Below are 24,233 nucleotides of genomic sequence, written 5' to 3' on the forward strand. Positions count from 1 at the left end.
ATGCATGGAGTTTTCTTAGGTGTTTTTACGCATGAGTTGGGCCAAAATTTTGCCGCTCTTGATCGCGGTGTCCCCGTCGTTGCTAATGATCTCGTCGCGCTCGGCGTCAGCCGGGCCGCTGCTTTTCCCCCAGTCTCTGGCGGGTACACGGCCCCACACCGCGGCGTACACCCCTTACAACACCGTGACCTTTGGCAACCTGACGTTGCCGTTCGCCGTCCTTGCCTGGTTGTCCGTCGGTCGACAATTGACGCGCCGGCGACGTACCGAGACAGTATCGAAACTTGTGGCGCAGGCGTATCCCCGTCATCGCGAGTCTTATTAATTCCGGGCCATACTGCCGCCTTATGTCTTTTTCCCAGCATTCCAACGAATACCGTCCTCATATCGACGGCCTGCGTGCTTTGGCGATATTGCCCGTCGTGTTGTTCCATGCAGGCGTGGCCGGGTTCGGTGGCGGCTATGTCGGCGTAGACATTTTCTTTGTTATCTCCGGCTATTTAATTACCGGACATATTTTGTCCAGTTTGTACCAGGGCAGTTTTTCTTTCTGCGATTTCTACGGACGACGTGCCAGGCGGATATTGCCCGCCCTGATTGCCGCGGTCATCGTTACGCTGGTCGCAAGTTTTTATTTGCTAATGCCCGGCGAGTTGGCGGAAGCGGGCAAGGCGGTCCGGCATGTGGTCTATTTCTTTTCGAACCACTATTTCTGGGGGCAGGAGAATGACTTCTGGGACCAGAATGCCCTGAGCACGCAGCCGCTGTTGCACACCTGGTCGCTAGCCGTCGGAGCGCAGTTCTATATCGTGCTGCCTTGCTTGCTGGTGCTGGTTTTTCGCTTTGGTCGACGTGCTTATCTCGCGGCACCTACGCCGATGTGGGTGGTGCGCAGTGTGCTGGTCGGGTTGGCGATGGTGTCGTTCGCGGTGAGTGGCGCCCTGCTGCAGGTAGATCAAGCCGCGGCGTTTTATCTGCTGCCCTCGCGGGCCTGGGAATTGCTGTTCGGTAGCATCATCGCGTCGCTGGCTGGCACGCGTTTGAGTCGACCGCCTTTATGGTTTGCGGAAATTTGCTCGATCGTCGGGTTGATTTGCATTCTGTGGGGTGTGCTGACGTATACGCAGGCAACCCCGTTTCCCGCGACCCATGCATTGGTGCCGGTGGCGGGGGCCGGTCTGATTCTCTATTCAGGCTATTCACACATTCCCACCTGGATGACGCGCTTGCTCTCGCTACGGGTGTTGGTGTTTGTGGGGCTGATTTCTTATTCTTTGTACTTGTGGCATTGGCCCTTGTTGGTGCTGTTTCGCTCGACGGTGTGGTCGGTAAAAGGTCTGCCACAGATTCCGGTGCTGGGATATCTGGCCATCGCGCTGGTCGTGTCGTGGGTGTCGTGGGCCCTGATTGAGCGGCCTTTTCGGACAGGGTTTCTCGCCGCGGCAAGGTCAAAGACAATATTGGGTGTGGCGTTGGTCGCATCGTTGACCTGTTTTGGGGCTGGCGTGTGGGCCATTCAAGCGAGTCGCACGGATCAGCAAGACTTGCCGCCTGTATTGACCCAATTGGACCAGGACATGGACATGGCGCCGGGTATTGCATGCGAGGGCAAGCCCGAGTTGGATGTGATCCGCGCGGGGCAGTCGGGGTGCGTATTAGGTGACCCGGCGGTCGCAGCACCCACGCCTGACTTTATCTTGCTGGGGGACTCGCATGCGCGCATGTGGGTGAGCGCATTTGACACGTTGGCGCGTGAGCTGGATCTGCATGGCGTGGCCATGGCGTACGCTAACTGCGTGCCGTTGAAAGGAGCAGTGCCTCCGACGCGCCCGGCTTGCACGGGCATTACCGATGCGGCGCTGGAGTATGTGGCCCGCTCTCCTGTCCAGCAGGTCATTCTGGCAGGCTATTGGATCGAGGCGGCGGAAACGGCCTTTGCTAAACCGTCGATGGCAAATGGCGTGCAAATGTCTACCCAGAATTTCAATACATCATTGCGCGACACGATTCGCTATTTGCAGCAAGCCGGCAAGGCGGTGACGCTGATCCTGGATGTACCGCAGTTGGAAAACGATGACGTCCCGCGTGATCTGGCCCTGCTCAGTGTGAGTCAACAAGGCGCCAACACGTATGGGCCTAGCCTGGCGGAGCACGTGACGCGTCAGAAACCTATGTTGGAGGGCCTCGAAGAGGTATGGCCAGACGTGAAGCCCTTTGGCGTTGTCGATCCGACCGTCGGTTTGTGCGCCGCGGGGCAATGCCTGGTGGCCCGTGAGGGGCGCACGTGGTATCACGATAAGCAACATTTGACGGACGATGCCGCCCGGGAGCTGCGTGCGGTATTCTTGCCTCTGCTGAGATCCGTTTCCGCGCCGCGATGACGCTTTTCGACGGCTCTAACAGGATTTTGGGAGATGCGGCCGCAGCCTACTTTGACAAGGCGGATTTTTAGGTCGCTGACAGAGGTAGACATCATAAATTTGAGGTTTGTTGTAAATTGCCAGGATTCTGTGTCGTGACCCGACCCGAGTTGGGTCGGAAATTTCAACAAAATGCCGTGAAGACCGATAGGGTTTTTGCATGAATACACCCGAAGGTTCCCGCTAGTAATCGATGGCAACCCGCATTCTCATTGTTCGTACCTCGTCGCTCGGCGATCTGGTGCACATGCTGCCCGCGATTTCCGACATTGCGCGTCACGTCCCCGATGCCGTCATCGACTGGGTCGCGGAGGAGGCGTTTGCGGAGATCCCGAGCTGGCATCCGGCTGTCCACGACGTGATAAAAGTGGCACACCGGCGCTGGCGTAAAGCATGGTGGTCAGCATCTGTAAAGGACGAACGGCGTGCGCTGGCGGCGCGTTTGCGCTCGGTGAAGTACGACGTCGTGCTGGATATGCAAGCGTTGATGAAGTCAGCCTGGTTGGTACGCCAGACGCGTGGCGTGCGCCATGGCCTGGACTGGCGATCGGCCCGGGAGCCGTTGGCGTCGTTGTTTTATCAGGTGCGTCATCGCGTCGAGTTCTGGCAGCCGGCGGTGACGCGGCAGCGCGAATTGGCATCGTTGGCATTTGGTTACACGTATAGCGGCCCCCCTGATTTTGGACTACAGGAGTTTGCGGAGCAAGCGCGGGCCGACGCTGAGGCTTGCGTGGCGGCGTCCGAGACGTGCGCCCGTCCGCATCATCATCTGAATACAGATCATGGCTATGCGGTCATCATGCCGTCGGCCAGTCGTGACGACAAGCTTTGGCCCGAAGACGATTGGCGCGCCGTGTTTACCCGTGTGCAGCAAGCCGGATGCACATTGCGCTTGTTGGCCGGTAATCAGCAAGAGGCCGAGCGTGCCCAAGCATTGGTGGCAGGCTTTGCGGGCGTCGAGGTATTGCCTCGGATGGATTTGACCGCTATTGCCCGGCAATTGGCCGGCGCGCGCATCATGGTGGGGTTGGACAGCGGGCTGACTCATTTGTCGGCGGCGCTGGGGCGCCCCACGGTGGGCATCTACCGAGCCTCTACGCCGGTGCGCACGCCATTGATCGGGTCGAGTTTCACGGCCAGTCTGGGCGACCGTGGCGCACCGCCGTCGCGTGGGGCGGTACTGGCGTCCGTGGACCAGGCGTTGGCCGCGAGCTAACGGCCATGGCGCTAGATTGATATGCGACGCGGCACCTACACCCTGGCGTTGTATGTTGTGGCTCCTTTGGTGTGGCTCTGGATGGCGCGACGAGCCCGCAAAGCCGGCGGCAACTGGGGTATTTTTTCGGCGGCGCGCTTTGGTCGGCCGAGTGCCGATAGTCCGGCGCCGTTTGCTCGACCGCCCGTATGGGTGCATGCGGTCAGCCTAGGCGAGACGCGCGCCGCTGAGCCCCTCGTCAAGGTGCTATTGGAGCGTGGTTTGCCGGTGTTGTTGACGCACACGACGGCGACGGGACGGGCTGAGGGCGCTCGCCTGTTTCCGGAGGCGATTGCTTCGGGTCAGTTGCGCCAGACGTGGTTGCCGTACGATTTTCCTGGCGCGGTACGCGAATTTTTAACCTGTTATACGCCGCGTTGCGGGCTTCTGATCGAGCGTGAAGTGTGGCCTAACTTGTTGGCGCAGGCACGTCGGCAAGGGATACGAATGGCGCTGATCAGTGCGCGTTTTTCCGCCTCGTCGCTGCGTCAGGCGGCATGGATGGGGCGGGTGTTGCGCGATGCGCTGGCGAACTTGGATGCCGTGCTGGCACAAACGCCCGACGATGCTCAACGGTTGGAGCAGGCGGGCGCGCATCGGGTCAGTGTGACGGGGAGTCTGAAATTTGATCTGAGTTTGCCCACTTCGCAGGCCCTGGAAGGCCGGGCTTGGCGGCAGGTGTTGGGACGACCGGTGATAGCAGTGGCCAGCACGCGGGAAGGGGAAGACGCTTTGTTTGTGCAAGCGATACAGACACTTCGCAACGTCAAGGCGGTAGAGGCTTCGGCAGGTGTCTCATCAGAAGGGGCGGCGTCCGGAGGGGCGGTCAGCGCGGGGGAAGCCCTAACGGCTGGGGCGCGCGTCTCGGCTCGGCGTGTGTTGTATCTATTGATTCCTCGACATCCACAGCGTTTTGATGAGGCTGCCGAGCAGTTGACTGCTGCCGGGCTCACGTACATGCGACGCTCTCAGGTTCCGACGTATGCCTTGGAAGACATCGCTTCTCAAGCGATATCGCAGCAAGGGCAATTGCCACTGACGCAAACGGAGAGTGTGCCGCCAGCGGATTGTGAGGTCGATGTCATGCTGGGTGACTCATTGGGCGAGATGGCGTTTTATTATGCCGCTGCGGATGTGGCCATCGTGGCAGGGAGTTTTGTGCCATTGGGCGGGCAAAACTTGATCGAGGCTTGTGCGGCTGGCGTGCCGGTTATTGTCGGGCCGTACACCTTCAATTTTGAACAGGCCGCTAAAGACGCGATTGCCGCGCAAGCCGCATTGCGGGCAGCGGATGCTCCCGAGGCATTGGGGGCGGCGTTGAGGTTGCTGGGCGACGAGAATCGTCGCGCGGCCATGGGCCGTGCCGCGCACGATTGGTCGGCGGCGCATGCTGGTGCCACAAAGCGTACTTTGCAGGCATTGGACGAGTGGTTTTCGTCATAGCCCTGCGCGTACGTGCGGCTCGATCCAGCGAGGGTTCAACCATGCGCCGCCCAGATGAACCTATTTTGGTGCTAAATCGTCAGCCTGATCAGGGCTCGGCGCCGAGAGTGCCGTAAACAGCGCTATAAAAGCAACATACAGGCTCACCGTACGCATGCCTCGAAACATGAGCTCGGTCAGTCCGAATATGGCGAAGCTCAGACACACTGCCAGCCCCATGGCTGCCGCCACGCGTTGGGTTTGTGGCACGTTGCGGCGCAGGCGGCGCAGGAATAGCCAAGCCGGCGCGAAATAGAGTGCTAGCAGGGCGATGCCGCCAGCCACGCCGAGGGTAGCCAGTGCCTGCAGGAAATCATTGTGCGGCTCACCGAAATCGCGAGCGACAAAGGGCGAGACCCGGCCAGCGGCTACGCCTTGCTGCAGCATATCTTTGAAGCTGGAGCGGTCTCCGGTTCCCGACCAGGGCGCGCTTTTGAACATATGCCACGCTGAATTCCATAGCTGCAGGCGAATGCACATGGACGTGTCGGCCGTCGGGGCGACGGTGAGACATTCATGAATTTCCTGGGCGCCTTGCGTGACGCGTTCACGCAGTGCCGGGTTGGATGCGCCGACGGCCAGTGCGATCAGACCGATACCCAGCAGTGCTGCCAGTGCTCGCATTGGGCGATGCAGCCAGCCGGCCAGCGCGATGCCGATGATGGCGAATACCGGTATCGCCATCCAGCCGGTGCGCGTCTGTGTCAGCACGAAACCCACGCAAGTCAGTGCGGCTGCGGCGATCTTGAACGCGCGTTCGGCTCGAGGATGGCGGGTACACTGCCAGCTCAGACTGTAGATTGACAGCACGGCCATCAACAGCATGAGGTTGCCATAGCCTACGGCATTGAATTGTGGCGTCGGTGGGCGCTGCAACGTCGGGCCTGCCAAATAGCAGACGATTGCGGTCGCGGCAATGCCCGCCGTGATCGGTCCCCAGATGAAATGGCGCAGCCGCTGGCGGTCAATCAGTAGAAAGCCGGCTAACAGACACGGAAAGCCCAAGCTGATTCGCAGGCCACGTTCGATGCTGGGGCCTTCCCAATGGGCATTGAGTAATTGACTGAGCAGTACGGCGGCCAGCGGCAAGCACAGGACGAGTAGTAACCAGCGATACGGACGCAATTGTTGCATCCAGTGCGTGGCAGGTGTGGTTGCGACCATGCAGAGGCAGGCGACGATCAGCAGATAGAACAGCGCACTGCCCCCACCGACCGTGAGCGTCAGCACAGGCAACAGCACAACGAGGAAAGTGATCAGAAACGGGGTATGGGATAAAGAAGAGCGCGTCATGTAAAAAGGGCAGTTCGGTTGCGGTAAGGAAGGCTATTCCTCAAATCAAATGCGACAAATTTGCTACAAAAATAGTACGAAATATTTAAAAAAAAGATAAAATTTATCTAATGATATGGTTTTTCGCGAAAGTGTGTAAGGGAAGATAGGCTTGTTGTGTCATTGAAATGACCAGCCGTTGCGACCTCAGGGCCCTACTGCGGCCGGGGTGAAATTTGCCGGGCGAGTATAGCTGAGACAACTGACATTACAGGGCAGGTACGCACGCATCGGTGTGCTTGGCATTGGCAAGTCGATAGACATCAGCAGACCAATCCAGAAACACTATGTGCGGGCGCCTATCTATACAATCCGTTCGAAACCTAGCAGCCCGGAGTTCCTTACACAGCTTTGTTATGCAATATTTATTGACGGCGTTTCTCACCTCACTCGTGTTCACCGCGCTACTCGTCCGGTGCCGATTCTGGGGTAACGGCTGTATCTTCGATTCCGAGCTGGACAGCGTGCAGAAGTTCCACGTCAAACCCGTGCCGCGAGTGGGCGGTGTGTCGCTGGTGGCCGCTATGGCCGTAACCTGTGCGGTGGCCGCTTTCCGAGAGCCCGAGGTGCTTCCGGGATTACTGTGGCTAGGGCTGGCGGCTGCGCCGGCTTTTTTAGGCGGACTCGCCGAAGACCTGACCAAACATGTACGGGTGCTGACCCGCCTGATGCTGGCGATGGCGTCGGGGGCGATCGCTTATTTCGTGCTTGATGCCGCGGTGACACGCGTGGATATCATCGGCCTGGACTGGCTACTGCAGTTTAGCGCCGTGTCGTTCGTCTTTACTGTCGTGGCGATCGGCGGCTCGGCCAATGCCCTGAACATCATCGATGGCTACAACGGCCTGGCGGCTGTCGTGTCGGCGATGATTTTCGCGGGCTTTGCCTATGTCTGTTTCTATCTGGGCGATCGCATGCTGCTGATCGTGGCCTTGGGTATGCTGGGCGGCGTGGTCGGCTTTCTGTTCTGGAACTATCCGCGCGGCCATATCTTTCTGGGTGATGGCGGTGCGTATTTCCTGGGATTCATGATTGGCGAGCTGTCTGTGCTGTTACTGGCGCGCCATCCCGAGGTATCGGCCTGGTTTCCGTTGTTGCTGTGCATTTATCCTGTTTTCGAGACGCTGTTCTCCATTTACCGCAAACGCTGGCTGCGCGGTCGTTCGCCCGGCGCACCCGACGGCGTGCATTTGCATATGCTGATCTACAAACGCGTGGTGCGATGGGTGGTGGGTTCGCGCGAGGCGCATCACCTGACTTGGCGTAATTCTTTGACATCACCGTATTTGTGGCTGCTGTCGTCGCTGGGCGTCATTCCCGCTGTGTTGTTCTGGCAAACCCCTGTCATGCTGATGCTGTGCGTGGCGGCGTTTTCCATGGGGTACATAATTTTGTATCGTAAATTGGTACTTTTTCGTATTCCCAAATGGATGGTCGTCAAGAAGAAAAAACGCACGTATTGAAAAAGGTGACTTGTACGGCATGGAGTATTTTTTTACCGCCGCGGATTGTCAAATGGGGCAAAATTGGCCCAGATTAATATTGTTCATGATTCTGTCATGGGGACGATTCCTTCCAAGAGAAGCATCCAATTCCCTCTAAACGCGACCAAGGCATCTTCATGCTGATTTCTGTTGTTTTGTCTGGCGGGGCTGGCACCCGTCTTTGGCCTGTTTCCCGCGAAGGCTATCCCAAGCCATTTATGAAGCTGGCGGACGGCGAGAGCCTGTTGCTCAAGACATACCGACGTGCCGCAGAAGTCGGTGCCACGAGTCTTCTCACCGTCACGAATCGCGATTACTACTTCATGAGCAAGGACGAGATGGCGTTGGCCAAGCTCGATGTGCCTGCCCATTTTCTGCTTGAACCCAGTGGCCGCAACACGGCACCCGCCGTGGCGATGGCCGCGCTTCAGGTGGCCGAGCGCCATGGCCCCGATGCGCTGATGCTGGTGCTGCCCGCCGACCATCTGGTGCTGAATCAAGACAGCTTCGCGCTGGCGGTGTCCCGTGCCCAGGTGCTGGCCGAACAAGGCAAGCTGGTCACCTTCGGCATTATTCCCACAGGGCCCGAGACCGGCTTTGGCTATATCGAAACCGGCGTCGACGTTGGCGACGGCAAGCAGGTCGTGCGTTTCGTCGAGAAGCCCTCGGCGGACAAGGCGCGCGAGTACGTGGATTCAGGCCGCTTTGTCTGGAATTCGGGCATGTTTTGCTTTAAGGCCGGCGTCATTCTGAAGGAGCTCGCCGAGCACGCGAGCGACGTGGATACGGCGACGCGCGCCTGTTGGACGGCCACACTTGCCGCGTGCGGCGATCACCCCGAGATGGCCGAGATTCCCGCTGAGTCGTTTGCCGAAGTGCCGGATATTTCCATTGACTATGCGGTGATGGAGCGTTCGTCCAACGTGGTCGTGGTGCCCGGCGATTTTGGTTGGAGCGACATCGGCTCGTGGGTGGCGGTGCGGGATCTGACCGCGCCCGATGCGAATGGCAATCGCGCTGCCGGCAACGCGATGTTCGTCGACAGTCGCAACGTCTACGTCCAAAGCGACGACCGCCTGGTGGCGGCTGTGGGCGTACAGGATTTGATGGTCATCGATACGCCGGACGCCGTGCTGGTGGCGCACCCTGACAAGGCGCAAGAGGTCAAGCAAATCGTCAAAAAACTCAAATCCCAAGGGCACGAGGCATACAGATTGCATCGCACGGTATCGCGACCGTGGGGGACTTACACCGTGCTCGAAGAAGGCCCGCGCTTCAAGATCAAACGCATCGAAGTCAAGCCGGGCGCCAGCCTGAGTCTGCAGATGCATCATCACCGTAGCGAACACTGGATCGTGGTCTGCGGCATGGCTCGGGTCGTCAACGGCGACAAAGAGCTGTTGGTCGGGGCTAACGAGTCCACCTACATCCCTGCCGGCCATAGGCACCGGCTGGAAAATCCCGGCGTGCTGGACTTGGTGATGATCGAGGTACAGAGCGGCGAGTATCTGGGCGAAGACGATATCGTGCGTTTCGAAGACATTTACGGACGTACGTGATGTTAGGTATGTTCAACGCGCTATGGAGCTATCGCGGCTTCATCATGGGCAACGTCAAGCGCGAGTTTCAGTCCAAATATCGCAATTCGTTGTTGGGGGCGGCATGGAATGTGCTCAACCCGTTGTCGATGATTGTCATTTATACGGTGATTTTTTCACAGGTCATGCGCGCCAAATTGCCGGGCGTGGATGGTACGTTCGCCTATAGTATTCACCTCTGCGCAGGCGTGCTCACCTGGGGGCTGTTTGTCGAAATCGTCAGTGGGGCCCAGAACACTTTTATCAACAATGCGAATTTGATCAAGAAGCTGAGCTTTCCACGCCTGTGTCTGCCGGCGACGGTGGTGGCGAATGGCCTGTTGAATTTCTCGATCATCTTTTCACTGTTCACGATTTTTCTGATCGCCACGGGTAACTTTCCAGGCTGGTCGTTTCTGGCGATGGTCCCCGTGCTGTTGATTATGGTGGCATTCGCAATTGGCCTGGGTATCACGTTAGGTGTGCTCAACGTGTTTTTTCGTGATGTGGGTCAATTTTTCACCATATTCCTGAATTTTTGGTTTTGGTCCACGCCAATCGTGTACCCGATCAGCATCTTGCCGGAGCGTCTGCAATCCTTGATGCAGTTCAATCCCATGGCGGTGTTGGTTGATGCGAGTCAGACTATTTTGATGCAAGGCCAATGGCCAGACTGGACCAAGCTGGCCTGTGTCGCCGTGCTGGCCGCGCTATTTTGTATGCTGGGGCTACGATTATTTCGCAAGCATGCCGGCGAAATGGTGGATGAACTCTGATGGGTAGTATCACTGTTTCTAATTTGGGCAAGGCCTACAAGCAATATCCGACACTCTGGTCGCGTTGGCGCGAATGGATGGATCCGCGCGATCGGCCACGCCATCAGTTGCATTGGGTGCTCGAGGACTTGAATTTCACGGTGAATGTTGGCGAGGCGGTCGGCATCATTGGCATCAATGGTGCGGGCAAGAGTACGCTATTGAAGATGATCGTCGGCACGACGCTACCGACTACCGGCAGCGTGCAGATGAGCGGTCGCGTGGCTGCGTTGCTCGAACTAGGCATGGGTTTTCATCCTGATTTTACCGGCCGGCAGAATGCCATTATGGCGGGACAACTCCTGGGAATGAGTGTGGAGGAAGTCAATGCCCATATGGCCGAGATCGAAGCATTTGCCGAGATCGGCGAATACATAGACCAACCCGTGCGCGTGTATTCCAGCGGCATGCAAGTGCGCCTAGCCTTCAGCGTGGCGACCGCGGTGCGGCCCGATGTGCTGATTGTGGACGAGGCCTTGTCGGTGGGGGATACCTACTTTCAGCACAAGAGTTTTGATCGTATTCGCGAGTTTCGTAAGCAAGGCACTACGTTGTTACTTGTGTCGCACGACAAACAGGCGATTCAATCCATTTGTGATCGGGCGATACTGCTTAGCGCCGGAAAGTTGTTGATGGAAGGCAAGCCTGAGGCAGTGATGGATTACTACAACGCGATGCTCGCGGACCATCAGGGGCAGCAGGTCCGGCAAGACGTATTGGACAATGGCAAAGTACAGACGATATCCGGTACAGGCGAAGCAGTTGTCACGGCTATCGCTTTATTGAACGAGGCTGGTAGCCAGATAGAGACGGTGGACGTTGGGCAACAGGTGACATTGCGCATCAAGGTTCAGACCAAGGCGTTCATCTCACGACTGGTTCTGGGGTATGGGATCAAGGATCGATTGGGCCAGGTTATTTATGGAACCAACACCGATCTGAAAAAGCAGGTGTTGACGGACGTTCCGCCTGATAGCAAGGTGACATTCAATATTGCGTTTCCAGCAAACCTTGGGCCTGGCAATTACTCCATTCAAACTGCCTTGGCCAGCTCGGACACACATCTGGTCAATAACTATGAGTGGCGGGATCTGGCGATGGTTTTCAATGTTATCAATACTGACAAACCCGATTTTGCGGGCGTTGCCTGGATAGACCCCGAGATCCAGATCGAGATGCTATGAGCTTTATTTCTTACGCTCAGAACTACGAAGACGTCATGTTGCGTCGGGTACTGAAGTCGGTATCGCGTGGATTCTACGTCGACGTCGGCGCAGCGTGGCCTGACGAGCATTCAGTGACTAAAGCTTTTTACGACCAGGGTTGGTCGGGCATCAATATTGAGCCCAACCCGAGGTTTCACGCCGCTTTATCAGAGGCTCGGCCGCGGGACGTCAATTTGCGGATTGCAGTCGGTGAGCATAGCGGTGAAGTCGTCATGAACATTATCGACGGCACCGGATTGTCATCGGTGGATGACGGTATTGCTCAGGGGCATATTGAGGCCGGCTGGAACCCGGAGCGACAAACCGTAAAAATGGAGCGACTCGCCGATATCCTGGACGAGCACGTACCATCGGGCCAGGAGATCAACTTCCTGAAGGTCGACGTAGAGGGCCTGGAAGAGCAGGCCCTGCGCGGCAATGATTGGCAGAAATTTCGACCGTGGGTTGTGTTGGTCGAGGCCACGTTACCAATGTCGCAGACGCCGTCCTACGAACAGTGGGAGCACGTCTTGCTCGATGCCGGCTATTTGTTTGTTTATGCAGATGGCCTTAATCGTTTTTATATTGCCCGGTCACATGCTGATTTGCGCGACGGTTTTACCTATCCACCCAACGTATTTGATGATTTCAAGGGCGCCGACCTGAAGACGCTGGAAGGCCGGTTGGATCACCTAGAGCGGCAAAAGCAGCAACTTGAGTTTCTGGCTCAGCAAGCGGAGCAACAACGGCAGCAAGCCGAGCAGCGCGCACAACAGGCCGAACAGCGGGCACAGCACGCCGAGCGGCGGACACAAGATGTCGAGCAACAAAAGCGCCAAGTCGATCAACAACTGAAGTTGATTCAGGCTAGTACGTCTTGGCGCGTTACAGCCCCATTGCGATCGGTGAGCCGACGTGTATTCAGGCACGGATTAAAGGCCCAGGTATGGTCGGCGGTACGATATGGCGTGAGCTACGTCAATCGCCATCCGACGCTACGTCGCTTAGCATTGCGGATTCTGAACCATATCCCTGGCTTGAAAGACAAGTTGCGTCGCGTGATGGGCGTGGCGCAGGCAACACAGATGGCTGACAATCACGATTTATATAGCTCGTCTAATCTGACTGCCCATGCAAGTCAAATATACGAAGAATTGCAGGCGGCGTATAAAAACAACGGGCAGGAGAAACGCTGATGCGCATTGTGTTGGATATGCAAGGCGCTCAAACGGAAAGCCGATTCCGCGGGATAGGCCGATACGTCCTCGGTTTTGCCAAGGGCGTTATACGAAACCGCGGGGATCATGAGGTTTTTCTGGCCTTGAATGGCTTGATGCCCGAGGCCATTGAATCGATTCGAAGTGAATTCGACGAGTTGTTGCCTCAGGAGAATATTCTTGTCTGGCATGCGCCGGGCCCCGTGGAAGAATGCACCGCAGGTAACGAGGCTCGCCGACAGGCTGCGGAGATCGCTCGCGAGGCGTTTCTTGCAAGCTTGCGACCCGATGTGGTGCATATCGGCAGCTTGTTCGAGGGCGTATCCGGGTTTGGCGTCACCAGTCTAGGCGAGTTCGATCGATCGACGCGGGTAAGCGTGTTATTACACGACTTGATTCCGCTGGTGAATTCGGCCAAATACCTGGATCCTTACCCTCACGTATCGCGCTGGTACTTTCGCAAGGTCGAATACCTCAAGAAGGCAGCCGTACTGTTGACGAATTCTGATTTCACTAGACAAGAAGGGTTGGAGAATCTGGGTTTGCCGGATGATCGCATCGTGTCGGTGTCGAGCGCGACGGATAGTTACTTTAAACAAATAACGATTAGTTCGGATCAACCAGCGGCTCTGCAGACAAAGTTTGGCATCGGCAAAAAATTTCTGCTCTACACGGGTGGAGCAGACGAGCGAAAAAATCTGCCGCGGTTGATTGACGCGTACTCACGACTGCCTGCTGATCTGCGAGCAGATGTGCAGTTGGTATTCGCGGGGAAAATGCCGGTATACGAATCGGACGTCTTGCGTTCCCACGCAAAAGCCGCTGGTATTGATAGCCAGAGTTTTGTATTGACTGGCTATATTACCGACGAAGAACTGCTATGGCTGTACAACCTGTGCCAGGCTTTCGTGTTTCCGTCATGGCATGAAGGTTTTGGCTTGCCAGCACTTGAAGCCATGGTGTGCGGCGCACCAGTCATCTGTTCCAATAGCAGTAGTTTGCCTGAAGTCATGAGACGAGAGGATGTGCTGTTCGATCCCACCAACACGCCTTCGATCACCGAGAAAATGATCCGGGTATTGCGCGACGACGTATGGCGCGACGAGTTACGGGAATACGGTTTAGAACAATCGAAGAAGTTTTCGTGGGACATTGTGGGTCGGAGAGCCATCGACGCATGGACGCAACTGGAGCCGCCTGCCGAACGGCCTTGGCTGGATCAGTCTTTGCAGAAAAATAGACTGACGGCGGCGTTGGTCGATCGGTTGATGCCAGAGCGTGACGAGCAGATGTTGGTGCCGCTGTCGGCATGCTTGGCCCAGAACGCGCAGACAGGCCTTCAACGTCAGTTGCTGCTCGATATTTCTGAACTATGCCAGCACGATGCAGGTACCGGCGTGCAACGCGTGGTTCGGAATTACTTGCGTTGTTTACTAGAGTCACCACCCGCTGGTTATGACATTGAGCCTGTTTATGCCACTGCCGAGCACGGCTATCGCTATGCTCGCCGGTATACGCAGAAATTTCTTGGCCAGAAAGAAGATCCTGCCGTTGTGGATACGGCGATCCGGTGGCAACGCGGAGATATTTTCTTTGGCCTGGATCTGCAGCATCATGTGCAGATTAGGCATCGTGCGTTTTATCAGACGCTGATGCGCCAAGGCGTCACGGTCAAATTTCTGGTTCATGATCTGCTTCCCATCCAAATGCCGGAGTGTTTCTGGGATGCCGATCTAGCACCGTTGCATGAGCAACTGATGCAGATGATCGCCTCGACGGATGGCGCAATTTGCGTGTCCCGCGCGACTTCAGACGCGTTGCTTGCATGGATACGCGATACCGGCGCTGCGATGTCGCCCAGTTTTCAGAGCACGTGGGTCCACAATGGTGTGGAGAGCCTCGTTCCGGCCTCAGAGGCGTTGCCATCCGATGCCGAGCATACGTTGTCCCTGATTCGCAGTCGGCCGAGTTTCTTATGCGTGTCGACGATCGAGCCGCGTAAATGCCAGGAGCAGATACTGGACGCCGTGGAGGGACTATGGTCAACCGGGCACGATGTCAATCTGGTGTTTGTCGGGCGCCCGGGCTGGAAGATGGATGCGTTCGCGGATCGTTTGAACAAGCATCGAGAGATAGGCAAGCGTCTGTTTTGGCTGCAAGGAATTTCTGATGACTATCTGACCACGGTTTATCAGTCGGCGACATGCCTGGTGGCAGCCAGTTTGAACGAGGGCTTTGGGCTACCTGTTATCGAAGCCGCTCGCCATAAGATGCCTGTTGTCGCTCGTGATATTCCGGTATTTCGCGAGGTGGCAGGAGATGCCGCATGGTATTTCTCGGGCGATACCGTTGCCGATTTGCAGGGGGCGCTGGAACAATGGTTGAGTTTGCATCGAGATGGCAAGCTTCCCGATCCGGGTGCGATGACGTGGTCCACGTGGGAAGACAGCACCGAAGCCCTGAAGTCGGCGTTGTCGACAAATATCGTCTCCAAGCAGCTATTCCTCGATATATCTGAATTGGTGGAGCATGATGCGAGGACGGGCATTCAGCGTGTGGTGCGCAGTATTCTAAAAGAGTGGCTGGAGCATCCCCCCTCGGGTTATGAGGTGGCGCCGGTTTATGCGCGCGTCAATGAACCCTATCGATATGCACGGCGTTATGTTGCCCAGATGATGGGAGTCCGGGCAGAGGGGCTGGTTGATGACCTGATCGAGTTTTCGCAGCGAGATGTCTTCCTGGGTCTTGATCTCTCTCCTCCGATCATGCTGACCCAAGTGAATTTTTATCAACGGCTGCGCAGGCAAGGCGTGCAGGTCAAGTTTTTTGTGCATGATCTGCTTGCGTTAAATCCCGACTACACCGAGCCGGCAGTCACGGAAAACTACCGGCGATGGCTGGTGGAGGTGGTAGCCGAAAGCGATGGCGTGATCTGCAATTCAAAGTCGACCGAGGATCAGGTTGCCGCGTGGTTAGGCACGCAAGAACCAAAGCGACTGAGACCTTTTTCCATGGGGTGGGTCCACATGGGCGCCGATATGGAAAATTCCATCCCGACGCTGGGGTTGCCTGATAACGCCCAACAACTGTTGACCGCGTTTCGCACCGACCCGAGTTTTCTGATGGTCGGCACATTGGAACCGCGCAAGGGACATGCACAAGCCTTGGAAGCATTTGAGACGCTATGGCGCGATGGTTGCGAGGTCAATCTTGTGATTGTCGGCAAACGAGGTTGGAAAGTCGCTGATCTCGCAGAAAAGCTGAGTTCGCACCCCCAAGCCGGTCGGCGGTTGTTCTGGGTTGAGGGGGCTAGCGATGAATTCCTGCAGGAAATTTATGCGGCATGTCGGTGCTTGTTGATGGCCTCATATGCAGAGGGGTTCGGATTGCCACTCATTGAGGCCGCGAAGAACAACTTGCCCATACTGGCGCGCGACATCCCGATTTTTCATGAGGTCGCAGGAAAATATGCGTCTTATTTCCACGCCGAACAAAGCCAGGATCTGGCTGATGCCATCAAGCAATGGCTGGCGTTAGATGCCAAAGGGCAAGCGCCGGGTTCTGTTGGCATGCCCTTTCTCACATGGAAACAAAGCGCGGCGCAGTTGGCTCAGCGCATCCTGAAGGACCATTGATAAAAGCATGGCAAAACCATCCATCATTCTCGTGCGATACGTTGCGCCGGATTTCTGGGAAAGCGTACGGTGCACATAGGCGTTGACGCGCGCCTGTTGACCATGCCTGTGACAGGTATTGGCCGATACACGACTGAGCTTGCCCAGGAGTTGCTGACGCAAGGTCGCGCGTTGACGCTGTACATGCCGCAGTCTCCCGTAGTGGGTGATTGGTCCAGCCCGAATGTCCACGTACGGGCTGGCAGCATCCGGGGCCGGGTCGGCCGGATGCTGTGGTCGCAGACGGTGTTGCCTTGGCAGGCAGGGCGGGATCGTGTTGATCTGTTCTGGGGGCCTGCGCATCGTTTGCCACGGTATCTTTCGCAGTCAATTGCGCGGGTGGTGACTATCCACGATCTGGTGTGGAAGCACGCAGGCGAGACGATGCGGCCGTTGAGCCGGTTTATGGATCGGACGTTGATGCCGCAGGCCGTGCATCTGGCCGATCGCATCATGGCGGTGTCGCGCAGTACGGCAGATGCCATAGAAGCGGAATTTCCGCAGGCCCGGGGCAAGGTGCGCGTGGTGTATCCAGGAGTCACTGCGTTGGCTCCCCCCGATAATCGCGAGGCTTTGCGTGCGCTGGGTGTGAGCCGGCCGTATTTCTTGTTTGTCGGCACGCTCGAGCCGCGTAAGAACCTCAGGCGCTTGTTGGGCGCCTATGCACGCCTGCCGCAAGCGTTACGTTCAGCGTGCCAGCTTGTCATTGCTGGCGGCAAGGGATGGGGCGGGGTGGATGTATCTCAATTGCTGGAGCAGACAGGTTTGACGGGGCAGGTGGTGGTGACGGGTTATGTGACAGATACCCAGTTATCTACGCTTTACGCGCACGCGCGTTTTCTGGCCATGCCATCGCTGTATGAGGGATTCGGTCTTCCCTTAGTGGAGGTTATGTCGTTTGGCGTCCCCGTGGTTACCGCCAATATCTCGTCGTTGCCGGAAGTCGCGGGTGAGGCCGGTGTGTTGGTGGACCCGTTGGATGAAAGCGCTATCGCCAATGGCCTGTCGCGTCTGTTGACCGATGAAACACTGTACGCCGAATTGGCGGGAAAGGCTCGTGCCAATGCCGCTCGCTTTACCTGGCAAGCCGCCGCGCAACAGGCGATGGCGGTATTTCACGAGGCCATTGAAGTCCGGCGCTCGGTGAGCAAAGGGACGTAATCATGGCTGCGCCGCGTATCCTGCATCTCTATCGCTGCTATTACCCCGATCCCCCTGGTGGGGTGGCAGAAGCGATGCGCCAGATCTGTCTGGCGACTTCAGATTACGGGGTACAAAGTACGATTTTCACTTTGTCGCCCAAGCCTACTCCGTCGACACTGAATCAACCAGAAGGACAGGTCGTTCGGGCTCGTTCCTGGGCGGCGCCGGCGTCTTGCGATCTGGGCGGCCCGGCGGCTTTTGTACGCTTTGCTGAACAGGCTCGGCGAGCCGATGTGATTTGCTATCACTTCCCCTGGCCGTTTGCGGACCTGATGGATTTGGTGGTGCGTCCGGAGGTTCCCACTGTATTGGTCTATCACTCGGATATCGTGCGGCAGCGTTGGCTCGGTCAGGCTTATGCACCGCTGATGCGGCGCATGCTGTCATCTGTGTCCGCCATCGTTGCGACTTCGCCAACGTATGCCGCTTCCAGTCCGGTATTGTCCGATCCGCGCTGGAAGGATAAGGTGCGCGCTATTCCCCTTGGCATTGTCGAATCCCCGCAGCAAGAGGATGCGCGCGTGCTTGGCCGGCTGGGCCTGACCGAGGGACAGCCCTATTTCCTGTTCCTGGGGGCGTTGCGCTATTACAAGGGTTTGCATACGCTCGTGTCTGCGGCCAGGCAGGTCAATGCGCCCATCGTGCTCGCTGGCTCGGGCACCGAAGACGCGGCGCTGCGGGCACAGGCCGCGCGCTTGGGCGCGGGTAATGTCCTGTTTGCCGGACAGGTATCCGATGCCGAGAAAACCGCCTTAATGAAGCGTTGCCTGGCATTCGTCTTGCCATCGCATTTGCGATCCGAAGCCTACGGCATGGTGCTGGTCGAGGCCGCTATACAAGGTCGACCGTTGATCTGCTGTGAAATCGGATCGGGTATGTCGTTCGTCAATGCGCAGGATGAGAGCGGTTTGCTGGTGCCCCCTGAGAACGAACAGGCCCTGGCCGAGGCCATGAATACATTGTTGAATGATCCGGCATTGGCGGCCCGGCTGGGGCGAGGCGCGCGAGCCCGCTATGAACGCCTGTTTTCAGGAGCGCCGCTGGGCAGGGAATACGCTGCGTTGTTCCATGAGTTGGCGGCGCGTTGACGCTGAGCAGCGTTGAGCGTCGTCGTCGGGCAATCGGATAAAGGACTATTTTTCAAACAGATCAGGTTGGCGCGGATCGGCTGGTTGCGGATCGTAGTTGATAATCACCGGCGGCTTCACGCAGGATATTTGGGACTGCAGACTACGGCCGGATCTTGATGCGTTCCGCATTCAACTCTTGGCTGAACGTGGAGCGATCACGTCCGGCATCCTCAGGCCGAGCGCCCATCCAGCCCTGGCCCAGTGCATAGACCCAGAGGTTGGCTAGGACAATCAGTACGAAAAGTACACGCATGACAGTTCGCTCACAGAGATTGAGGGTCGGGTTCAGAAGCAAGCAGTGCCAGGCCATCAAGCACAGGCCTATCCAGATAGTGCGGGGTTGGTGTCGAACCTGTCGCATTACCGGTTTGCGCCAGCAATCGTTCCGTTTCCTGTTGCACCTCGGGCCAACCACCACCCGCCACATAGAGGTCCGCAGGTTGACCATAGTGGTGGCAGGCCGCCAGCCACTGTCGAACCACGGCGCCGGCTTGGGCGGCGGCGATACCGGAGGCAATGGCTTGATGGGTATCGACCGGAAAATCGGTGACGGATCCCTCGGCCAGAGGCAAGTTCGCGGTGCCCCGGGCCAGCGAGCTGCGCATCAGCGCGGGGCCGGGGAAAATCAGGCCGCCAATAAAAATGTCATCGGGTCCGACCGTGTCGATCGTCGTGGCAGTGCCGAACGAGGCCAGTACGAATGGAGGGTGATTCGGCGTTAAACGACTGCGTACGCCGAGTAGCGAGACGAGGCGGTCGGCGCCTAGCTGGGTGGGCTGGGTATAGCCGTTTTTCAGGTGCAGCAATTGGGCGCGTGAGGTAATCCAATGCACGGGGCAACCGTGGCGTGCCAGTGCATCGTGAATGCCCGCTCCCCGTTCGCCGCCTGCGACATTCACGCCCAGGGCCAAGGCAGGTTTGTGCGTCAGGGTGCCGAGCCAGTCACCGAGGGCATGCGGGTCGAGATTGTCAAAGGCAACGGCAGCGGGCTCGCGTGCAGCAGGCGTTGCAGCAGACGCGACCCCGTTTATGGAGGGGGATTTGGCGTCGCCCGGTTTCCCGGCCGTCGGCGACATATGCAGCCAGCCGACTTTCAGCCGACTGTTGCCAGAGTCGATGAGCAAAATCATGGTGTTTGCTCCGCGGTGCGGGGTCGAATCGAGATCTCGCCCACTGACACCGGGACGAGATCCCGCGTTGTTTGCACCATCAAACGGCCGTGTTCGTCCAGGCCCCGAGCACAGCCACTGAAGAGCACCGTACCTCGATCAATGATGTTGACGTCGCGGCCCGCCAGGGCATCTACCGCGCTAAACCGATGACAAAATGGCGCGAAGCCGTCTGTTTCGAGTTGCGAGATCGCCTGACGCCACGCGGTGGCCACCGCGCAAACGATATCGGCCACGCTAACGGCGAGGCCATTCGAATGCTGTGTGACGGTTGCCCAATCGGCGATAGAGCGGCCCAGTGCTTGCGACAGCGTCTCAGCATCGCTCAGGTTGATGCCGATGCCGACGATGACGGTGTACGCGTCCGGTACGGCCAAGTTGCGTGTGGACTCGACCAGGATGCCGGCCAGCTTGCCGTCGTGCCATTGCAGGTCGTTTGGCCATTTGACGCGTAGCGGATCGGGGTTGCCGATCAGGCTGCGTAGCGCTTCCCCGGCGATCAGCCCGGCCAGGGGGGAAAGGGCTGGCAGGCGATGCGCGGGCATACGAACAGGGTAGGCGCAGGAAAACATCAAGGTGGCCCCGGCGCGGTTTTGCCACGGTCGTCCAGCTCGTCCGCGGCCTGCCTGCTGTTGGTGGGTCCCCAGTAGCCATGTGCCTGAGTCCTGGCGTGCGCGTGCCAGGAGATCGCCGTTGGTGGAGCCGGTACCGGCTGTCCAGGCGATATCCTGAAAGCCGTCCAGTCGTGCGGACAGCTCGCGCGCCAGCGTCTGGGGCGTAGGCAGATCAATAGGGCGGACATCATTAAGCATGGCGGCGATTGTAGGGCACCTGGGCAGGGCGGGTCACGGCGCCTGCACCGCGATCAAGGTTGGTAACATGCAGGCTGCTTCTATTATTTCGCATCCGCCTATGTCTGCTCGTACCGAAAACCAGGGTTTTACCGGCGAGGCCGGTCGTATCGATTGCGCCATTGACTGGCCTGCCGAGACGCCACGCGGCTGGGCATTGGTCCTGCACCCCCATTCTTTGCAAGGAGGGGCGCGCGATAACAAGGTCGTGACCACGATTTCGCGCGCCTGTGTCCAACACGGGTTGGTCGCGGTACGCCCCGATTTCCGTGGGGTTGGCCAATCAGAAGGCCAGTTCGATAAGTCCCGCGGCGAAACGCAGGACATGTTGGCGCTGGTGACCCAGGTGCGTGAGCGTTATCCCGATTGGGCGGCGATGCCCTGGGTGCTGGCCGGGTTTTCGTTTGGTACTGCGGTTGCGGCGCAGACCTATGCGGGTTTGGTGCAGGCGGGGGACGCTGCGTTGCCGTCGGCGTTGATGCTGATGGGGGCGGCGGTGCAGCGCTTTCAGGCGGCGGAGGTCACGGTGCCGGCCGATACCCTGATGGTGCACGGCGAGGTCGACGACGTGGTGCCTTTGAAAGAAACCCTGGATTGGGCCCGCCCGCGTGATATACCTATCGTGGTCGTGCCGGGTGCCTCGCACTTTTTCCACGGCAAGCTGTTAGTGTTGAGGGCTTTGGTGCAGGCTCGTCTGAAGGTCGCGCTGGACTAGAAACCAAGGCCGACAAGTGCAATGGCGTTTGCTGCTGCGACAGCGCCGTGCTATTGCGGAACGTTCTCTCCACGGCGCGGTCTTATGTGCCTGCCTATAATGACGCTGCTTTCATGGGGTTGCTTGTTGATCAAGCGGCCGCTGTCTATCTGGCAGGCCTGTTAACCGTATGCGTGTTGCCCGTGAGGGCTATTCTTGATTGTGGATCCCTTTTGCCGATGAAACTCACTCGCTCCTCCTCGCCTTCTGTTGCGTTTTCCCGCCGTGTCCTGGCTAGTGCCGTGTTGTCGGCGATGCTGGCTTCAACGCCGTTAGCCTGGGCGCAACAGGAGCCGGCGGCGCCCGTGCCCGCTGCGGCGCCTGCCGCGCCCGCGGCGGTGTCGCAGTTGGCAGAGCTGTCGAGCGTACCGGCCCCCACTATTGCGGCGCGCGCATGGATCACTCTGGATGCGACGAGCGGGCAGGTGCTGGCGTCGTCGAATCCGGATATGCAGATCGAGCCGGCTTCGCTGACCAAGATCATGACCGCCTATGTGGTGTTCAATGCGCTGAAAGAAAAGCGCATTACGCTGGATCAGCAGGTCACTGTTTCCGAAAACGCCTGGCGCACGGGCGGTTCGCGCATGTTTATCGAGCCGCGCAAGCCGGTGACGGTCGATGAGCTCATCCAGGGTGTGATCGTGCAGTCGGGCAATGATGCGTCGGTCGCGCTGGCTGAGGCGGTCGGCGGTACCGAGGCCTCGTTTGCGACGCTGATGAATCAAGAGGCTCAGCGCCTGGGTATGACCCAAACGAATTTCCTGAACTCCACGGGTTTGCCGGACCCGCAACACGTGACCACGGTGGCTGATCTGGCCAAGCTGGCCGTCGCGCTGATCAATGATCATCCCGAGGAGTTTCACTACTACAAGCAGAAAGAGTTCACCTACAACAAGATCACGCAGCCTAACCGTAATCGTCTGCTGTGGGCGGATCCCTCGGTCGATGGCATGAAGACCGGCCACACGGACGCCGCGGGCTATTGCCTGGTGTCCACTGCGATGCGTGGCGACCGTCGTATTCTGACGGTGCTGGCTGGCGCGGATAGCGAGGCCTCGCGCGCCGAAGAAAGCCTGAAGCTCCTGAACTGGAGCTTCCAGAATTTTGACTCGGTCAAATTGTATGGCGAGAACCAGCCTGGCCTGGATGTCCGCGTCTGGGAAGGTACGGTCGAGACGGTCAAACTGGGTCCGGCCCAGCCGATCTGGGTGACGGTGCCGCGCGGCAAGTCCGGTGAGATCAAGCCGATGGCACAGCGCACGGATCCGCTGATCGCGCCGCTGACCAAAGGGCAACAAGTCGGTACGCTGCAGTTGACACTGGACAACAAGGTCCTGCGCACCGAGCCGTTGGTCGTGCAAGAGGCCGTTGAGCGCGCGGGCTTTTTTGGTCGCATGATTGACTGGGCCAAGCGCCAGTTCGAGTAAGATTTTCTTGTCTTTTTCCTTTAGCGATTTCAATCTCAGGAGTACTTGATGATTCCGGGCATGCCAGGTGATAGCCAGGTGTATCTCAATGGTGAATTTACGCGAGCTGATCAAGCCAAGATATCGGTGCTGGATCGCGGATTTATCTTTGGTGATGGTATTTACGATGTGGTTCCGGTATACGACGGCAAGGCATTGCGGATGACCGAGCACCTGGATCGCCTGGACCGTAGCCTCAAGGCCCTGAGCATTGGGCAGCCGATGTCGCGCGCCGAATGGGAAAACCTGGTGGGTGAGTTGATTCGTCGCTCAGCCACGCCGTCGTGCCTGGTTTATTTGCAGGTGACCCGTGGTGTGTACAAACGCGACCACGCCTTCCCCAAGGAACCTATTACGCCCACGGTGTTTGGCATGGCAACCGCGTTTGCGCAGCCGACGGCCGCACAGCGTGAGCAGGGCATCAAGGTGATCAGCATTACCGACGAGCGCTGGCTGCACTGCGAGATAAAATCGATCTCGTTGCTGGGCAATGTGCTGGCACGTCAGAAGGCTGTCGAGGCGGGTGTGGACGAGGTTGCCCAGTTCCGCGACGACTTTCTCACCGAAGGGTCGTCCTGCAATCTCTGGATCGTATCGGGGGGCAAGTTGATGGTGCCGCCGAAAGACAATCTGATCCTCGAGGGTATTCGCTATAGCTTGCTGGGCGAATTGGCCGACAAGGTCGGGGTGCCGTTCGAGGCGCGCCGCATTGCCAGAGACGAGGTCGAATCGGCGGACGAAATCCTGGCGTCCTCAGCCACCAAGGGCGTGTTGCCGGTGACGTCGTTCGACGGCAAGCCTGTCGGTAACGGCAAGCCCGGCCCGGTTTATGCCAAATTGCGGGCGGCGTATGATGACCTGATTGCGTCCTTGTAAATCTGGGTTTTGCCGTGCGAGCGTACGGCGGTAGATTTTGTCATGAACATCATTTCTCCTGAAGACTCCCTGATCGAGTATCCGTCGGATTTTCCGATTAAGGTCATGGGTAAACAGCATCCCGAGTTTGCCCAGACCATGACCGAGTTGGTGCTGCGGTTCGACCCGGAGTTTGATCCGGCCAAGGTCGAAATGCGGCCCAGCAAGGGCGGCAACTATATGGGTCTGACATTCACTGTACGTGCGACCTCGCGCGAGCAGCTCGACGATCTGTATCGCGCGCTGCATGCGCATCCTATGGTGTCCATCGTCCTGTAGGGCGT

20 protein-coding genes are annotated in these 24,233 nt (G+C 58.1%); 16 read left to right on the forward strand and 4 right to left on the reverse strand.

Annotation, left to right across the window (positions count from 1 at the left end; translation table 11 throughout):
- Window positions 1-31: 31 nt before the first annotated feature.
- The 4 genes from ACYVDM_RS02670 (at window position 32) to ACYVDM_RS02685 (ending at window position 5,118) form a co-directional block, all read left to right on the forward strand.
- Entirely contained in the window at window positions 32-325 is a 294-nt protein-coding gene (locus tag ACYVDM_RS02670) for a hypothetical protein (protein WP_415791085.1), read from the forward strand.
- A 22-nt stretch (window positions 326-347) separates the two neighbouring features.
- Window positions 348-2,381, forward strand: a complete 2,034-nt coding sequence (locus ACYVDM_RS02675) for an acyltransferase family protein (RefSeq protein ID WP_415791083.1) — start codon at window positions 348-350, stop codon at window positions 2,379-2,381.
- A 232-nt stretch (window positions 2,382-2,613) separates the two neighbouring features.
- On the forward strand, window positions 2,614-3,636 hold the full coding sequence (gene waaC, locus ACYVDM_RS02680) for a lipopolysaccharide heptosyltransferase I (RefSeq protein WP_415791081.1): 1,023 nt from the start codon (window positions 2,614-2,616) through the stop codon (window positions 3,634-3,636).
- A 21-nt stretch (window positions 3,637-3,657) separates the two neighbouring features.
- Window positions 3,658-5,118 (forward strand): 3-deoxy-D-manno-octulosonic acid transferase, encoded by a 1,461-nt coding sequence (locus ACYVDM_RS02685; protein ID WP_460475302.1) that lies wholly within the window; start codon window positions 3,658-3,660, stop codon window positions 5,116-5,118.
- Between the two features lie 60 nt (window positions 5,119-5,178).
- Here the strand turns inward: ACYVDM_RS02685 and ACYVDM_RS02690 are convergent, their stop codons facing one another.
- Window positions 5,179-6,450, reverse strand: coding sequence for an O-antigen ligase family protein (locus ACYVDM_RS02690; RefSeq protein ID WP_415791079.1), 1,272 nt, complete (start codon window positions 6,448-6,450; stop codon window positions 5,179-5,181).
- A 395-nt stretch (window positions 6,451-6,845) separates the two neighbouring features.
- Between ACYVDM_RS02690 and ACYVDM_RS02695 the strand changes: the two genes are divergently transcribed.
- From ACYVDM_RS02695 to ACYVDM_RS02730, 8 genes are all read left to right on the forward strand, one after another.
- A complete protein-coding gene (locus tag ACYVDM_RS02695) occupies window positions 6,846-7,952 on the forward strand; it encodes an MraY family glycosyltransferase (protein WP_415791077.1) in 1,107 nt (368 codons plus the stop codon).
- A gap of 158 nt (window positions 7,953-8,110) precedes the next feature.
- The gene (locus ACYVDM_RS02700; RefSeq protein WP_415791075.1) at window positions 8,111-9,532 is read left to right on the forward strand and encodes a mannose-1-phosphate guanylyltransferase/mannose-6-phosphate isomerase; all 1,422 of its coding nucleotides are present in this window, start codon (window positions 8,111-8,113) and stop codon (window positions 9,530-9,532) included.
- A complete protein-coding gene (locus ACYVDM_RS02705; protein WP_415791073.1) occupies window positions 9,532-10,326 on the forward strand; it encodes an ABC transporter permease in 795 nt (264 codons plus the stop codon). The genes ACYVDM_RS02700 and ACYVDM_RS02705 overlap by 1 nt, the downstream gene beginning before the upstream one ends.
- Window positions 10,326-11,549: an ABC transporter ATP-binding protein gene (locus ACYVDM_RS02710; RefSeq protein ID WP_415791071.1), complete on the forward strand. Its 1,224-nt coding sequence runs from the start codon at window positions 10,326-10,328 to the stop codon at window positions 11,547-11,549. The genes ACYVDM_RS02705 and ACYVDM_RS02710 overlap by 1 nt, the downstream gene beginning before the upstream one ends.
- Window positions 11,546-12,766, forward strand: a complete 1,221-nt coding sequence (locus tag ACYVDM_RS02715) for an FkbM family methyltransferase (protein WP_415791069.1) — start codon at window positions 11,546-11,548, stop codon at window positions 12,764-12,766. The genes ACYVDM_RS02710 and ACYVDM_RS02715 overlap by 4 nt, the downstream gene beginning before the upstream one ends.
- Window positions 12,766-16,422, forward strand: coding sequence for a glycosyltransferase family 4 protein (locus ACYVDM_RS02720; RefSeq protein WP_415791067.1), 3,657 nt, complete (start codon window positions 12,766-12,768; stop codon window positions 16,420-16,422). The genes ACYVDM_RS02715 and ACYVDM_RS02720 overlap by 1 nt, the downstream gene beginning before the upstream one ends.
- Before the next feature lie 69 nt (window positions 16,423-16,491).
- Window positions 16,492-17,622 (forward strand): glycosyltransferase family 4 protein, encoded by a 1,131-nt coding sequence (locus ACYVDM_RS02725; RefSeq protein WP_415791065.1) that lies wholly within the window; start codon window positions 16,492-16,494, stop codon window positions 17,620-17,622.
- 2 nt (window positions 17,623-17,624) lie between these two features.
- Window positions 17,625-18,752 (forward strand): glycosyltransferase, encoded by a 1,128-nt coding sequence (locus tag ACYVDM_RS02730; protein WP_415791063.1) that lies wholly within the window; start codon window positions 17,625-17,627, stop codon window positions 18,750-18,752.
- Window positions 18,753-18,894: 142 nt separating this feature from the next.
- Here ACYVDM_RS02730 and ACYVDM_RS02735 read toward each other — a convergent pair whose 3' ends face one another.
- The 3 genes from ACYVDM_RS02735 to ACYVDM_RS02745 are packed head-to-tail and all read right to left on the reverse strand — an operon-like array spanning window position 18,895 to window position 20,775.
- The gene (locus tag ACYVDM_RS02735) at window positions 18,895-19,047 is read right to left on the reverse strand and encodes a hypothetical protein (RefSeq protein ID WP_415791061.1); all 153 of its coding nucleotides are present in this window, start codon (window positions 19,045-19,047) and stop codon (window positions 18,895-18,897) included.
- Between the two features lie 10 nt (window positions 19,048-19,057).
- Window positions 19,058-19,924: a type III pantothenate kinase gene (locus ACYVDM_RS02740; RefSeq protein ID WP_415791059.1), complete on the reverse strand. Its 867-nt coding sequence runs from the start codon at window positions 19,922-19,924 to the stop codon at window positions 19,058-19,060.
- On the reverse strand, window positions 19,921-20,775 hold the full coding sequence (locus ACYVDM_RS02745) for a biotin--[acetyl-CoA-carboxylase] ligase (RefSeq protein WP_415791057.1): 855 nt from the start codon (window positions 20,773-20,775) through the stop codon (window positions 19,921-19,923). Before ACYVDM_RS02745 ends, ACYVDM_RS02740 begins: the two co-directional genes overlap by 4 nt.
- A gap of 100 nt (window positions 20,776-20,875) precedes the next feature.
- Here ACYVDM_RS02745 and ACYVDM_RS02750 point away from each other — a divergent pair, with 100 nt between their 5' ends.
- The 4 genes from ACYVDM_RS02750 (at window position 20,876) to ACYVDM_RS02765 (ending at window position 24,228) form a co-directional block, all read left to right on the forward strand.
- Complete coding sequence (locus ACYVDM_RS02750; protein WP_415791055.1) at window positions 20,876-21,529, forward strand: alpha/beta hydrolase; 654 nt, start codon at window positions 20,876-20,878, stop codon at window positions 21,527-21,529.
- A 218-nt stretch (window positions 21,530-21,747) separates the two neighbouring features.
- The gene (locus ACYVDM_RS02755; RefSeq protein WP_415791053.1) at window positions 21,748-22,995 is read left to right on the forward strand and encodes a D-alanyl-D-alanine carboxypeptidase family protein; all 1,248 of its coding nucleotides are present in this window, start codon (window positions 21,748-21,750) and stop codon (window positions 22,993-22,995) included.
- 48 nt (window positions 22,996-23,043) lie between these two features.
- Window positions 23,044-23,910, forward strand: a complete 867-nt coding sequence (locus tag ACYVDM_RS02760) for a D-amino acid aminotransferase (protein ID WP_415791051.1) — start codon at window positions 23,044-23,046, stop codon at window positions 23,908-23,910.
- A gap of 9 nt (window positions 23,911-23,919) precedes the next feature.
- Window positions 23,920-24,228, forward strand: coding sequence for a YbeD family protein (locus ACYVDM_RS02765; RefSeq protein WP_415791049.1), 309 nt, complete (start codon window positions 23,920-23,922; stop codon window positions 24,226-24,228).
- Window positions 24,229-24,233 lie beyond the last annotated feature (5 nt).

The organism is Bordetella tumulicola, from assembly GCF_054779135.1.